The following is a 2,621-nucleotide window of genomic DNA, read 5'->3' as shown; positions in this document are numbered from 1 at the left end:
CGGTGGGGGCGGCGGTGGGGTCACCGGAACCGTCGCCGGAGTCACCGAAGGTGGTGAGGAGGGCGACGACGACGCCGACCAGCGCCACGAGCGCGACCAGCGACCACCGGGTGGAGGCACTCACGCGTGTTCCCCCAGTCCCACCAGCTCCAGGAGGTGCTCGCGCTCGGGTCCCGCCACGAGGCGGGCTGCCGCGACCGGATCGAGCGGGCCGGCCTCGCCCGCGGACGGGCAGTCGGCGGCCAGGACACACGCCCCGCAGGCCGCGGTCCGCGCGTGGCACACCCGGCGACCGTGGAAGATGATCCGGTGACTGGCGTCGGTCCAGGAGGCCCGGGGCAGCATCTGCGACACCTCCCGCTCGATGCGCACCGCGTCGGTGGCGTCGGTCCACTTCCAACGGTTCACCAGCCGGATGAAGTGAGTGTCGACGGGCAGCCCCGGGATGTCGAAAGCGTTGCCCAGCACCACGTTCGCGGTTTTACGCCCGAATCCCGGGAGGGTGACCAGGTCCTCGAGCCGCTGCGGCACCTCGCCGTCGTACCTCTCCACCAGGGCCGCGCCGAGGCCCTGGATGCTCCGCGCCTTGTTGCGGTAGAAGCCCGTCGGGCGGATGAACTCCTCCAGCTCCTCGCGGTCCGAACCCGCGTAGTCCGCGGCCGTCTTGTAGCGGGCGAACAGCGCCGGGGTGACCTCGTTGACGCGCTTGTCCGTGCACTGGGCCGACAGGATGGTGGCGACGGAGAGTTCGAGGGGGGTGGTGAAGTCGAGCTCGCAGTAGACGTGCGGGAACGCCTTCTCGAGAGTGCGCAGCATGCGCCTGGCGCGCCGGGTGCGCCCGAGGTCGGTTTCCACCCCCCTCGCGGCCACCCCTCGTCTGCGGCGCTTCACGGCTGGAGCGGGGTCGGTCATGAGTCCACATTACGGCTCCGCGCGCACACGGCGCCGCGCCGCTCCGGACGGGCACGTGTGCACCCACGCGGTCGGCGGTGGATAATCATGGGCATGCAGGGAATCCTCGTCGCCCTCGTGCCGGTGCTGCTCGCCGGGTTCGCGCTTCTCATGGACCGATTCGAGAACGCGATCCTCGCCGAACCCGAACAGATCGAGGCCTGAATCATCCCGCTGACCGCGCGTCGACCACACCTCGACGCGTGAACGACTACAGTGGCTTTCGCCACACGCACGCCATGGCGCGGACGAGCATGTCCCCGCCCGAACGGAGGGTCACAGACTGTGACGATTGATCGCCGCACGGACCAGTCTGCCGACGACGTCCTCACCAGTGCCGGAATCTTCCAGGGTGTGGAGCCCGCGGCGGTCTCCGCTCTGCGTGACGATCTGACCCGCGAGGAGTACTCGAAGGGTGACGTGATCATCCGCGAGGGCGAGCAGGGCGACAGCCTGTACATCGTCACCTCCGGGAAGGTGAAGCTGTCCCGCAAGGCGCCCGACGGCCGCGAGAACCTGCTGTCCATCCTCGGTCCGTCGGACATGTTCGGTGAGCTGTCGATCTTCGACCCGGGTCCGCGGACCTCGTCGGCCGTGTGCGTCACCGACGTCACCGTCCAGGCCATGGACCGCTCCGCCCTCAAGCGGTGGATCGCCGAGCGGCCCGAGATCTCCGACCAACTGCTGCGCGTGCTGGCCCGCCGCCTGCGCCGCACCAACAACAACCTGGCCGACCTCATCTTCACCGACGTCCCCGGTCGCGTGGCCAAGGCCCTGCTCCAGCTGGCGCAGCGCTTCGGCACGCAGGAGGGCGGCAACATCCGCGTGACGCACGACCTCACGCAGGAGGAGATCGCCCAGCTCGTCGGCGCCTCCCGCGAGACGGTGAACAAGGCGCTGGCCGAGTTCGCGCACCGCGGCTGGCTGCGGCTCGAGGGCAAGAGCGTCATCATCTCGGACACCGAGCGCCTGGCCCGCCGCGCCCGCTGACGCTGGTCGGGCCGGCTCAGCCCCACCCGTCGCGGCCCACCCCGGACCCCATCCGAAATCCGCTACCCGGACTCCGGATCCGCTACCCCGACATGGGTAGCGGATCCCGGGTCGGAGTAGCGGATTTTCTCGATCAAGCAGAGTTCGGGCCGAGCCCGAGTCGTTCCTGCCGCCACATCTCCTCACGGACTCGACGGACGATCGCCCGGGGATCCTGCAGGTCCGCCCACGTCCACCGGATCACCACGTATCCGGCGTCCTCCAACTGGGCCTGCCTGCGCCGCTCGGCAGCCCAGTTCCGGCGGATCTCCTCCGGTTCCGTCCCGTACTTGCCGAAGCCGTCCGCCTCGCCGATCAGGCGCCACTGCGGCCAGAAGAAGTCCACCCGGAACCTCTTGCCTCCGCGCACCGCCAGCCGCACCTGCAGCTCGGGCTCCGGCAGCCCCGCCATCACCAGGATGAGCCGGATCAGCGTCTCCAGCACCGACTCGGCCAGCCCGGAGGTCCGCTCGGGCAGGGCCCGCGCCCGGGAGACGCCCGTTCTCCCCTTCGCCGCCTCGGCCTCCACCTGCAGGTCGAACCGGGTGCAGAGGCCTCGGCGGATGGCCTGGTCCGCCGCGCACACCCCGCTCTCCAACCCGGACGTCCGGGCCACGTCGACGATCGTCCGGGCCGGCGAG

2 protein-coding genes and 1 pseudogene are annotated in these 2,621 nt (G+C 70.5%); 1 reads left to right on the top strand and 2 read right to left on the bottom strand.

The window, feature by feature from the left end:
- Positions 1-120: 120 nt before the first annotated feature.
- Positions 121-912, bottom strand: a complete 792-nt coding sequence (gene nth / locus KHA85_RS16300; protein ID WP_213186609.1) for an endonuclease III — start codon at positions 910-912, stop codon at positions 121-123.
- Positions 913-1,236: 324 nt separating this feature from the next.
- On the opposite strand from nth, the gene KHA85_RS16295 reads away from it, so the two are divergent.
- Positions 1,237-1,941: a Crp/Fnr family transcriptional regulator gene (locus tag KHA85_RS16295; protein ID WP_007629917.1), complete on the top strand. Its 705-nt coding sequence runs from the start codon at positions 1,237-1,239 to the stop codon at positions 1,939-1,941.
- A gap of 133 nt (positions 1,942-2,074) precedes the next feature.
- Here KHA85_RS16295 and KHA85_RS16290 read toward each other — a convergent pair.
- A pseudogene (locus KHA85_RS16290) lies at positions 2,075-2,621 on the bottom strand (endonuclease domain-containing protein); the annotation flags it as partial.

The sequence above is a fragment of the Dietzia massiliensis genome (genome assembly GCF_018390595.1).
Taxonomy (GTDB): domain Bacteria; phylum Actinomycetota; class Actinomycetes; order Mycobacteriales; family Mycobacteriaceae; genus Dietzia; species Dietzia massiliensis.
This window is presented reverse-complemented; position numbering and strand designations above follow the sequence as displayed.

Coding starts and splice junctions, on each gene's coding strand:
- nth (WP_213186609.1), bottom strand. CDS start 912: ATGACCGACCCCGCTCCAGCCGTGAAGCGCCGCAGACGAGGGGTGGCC.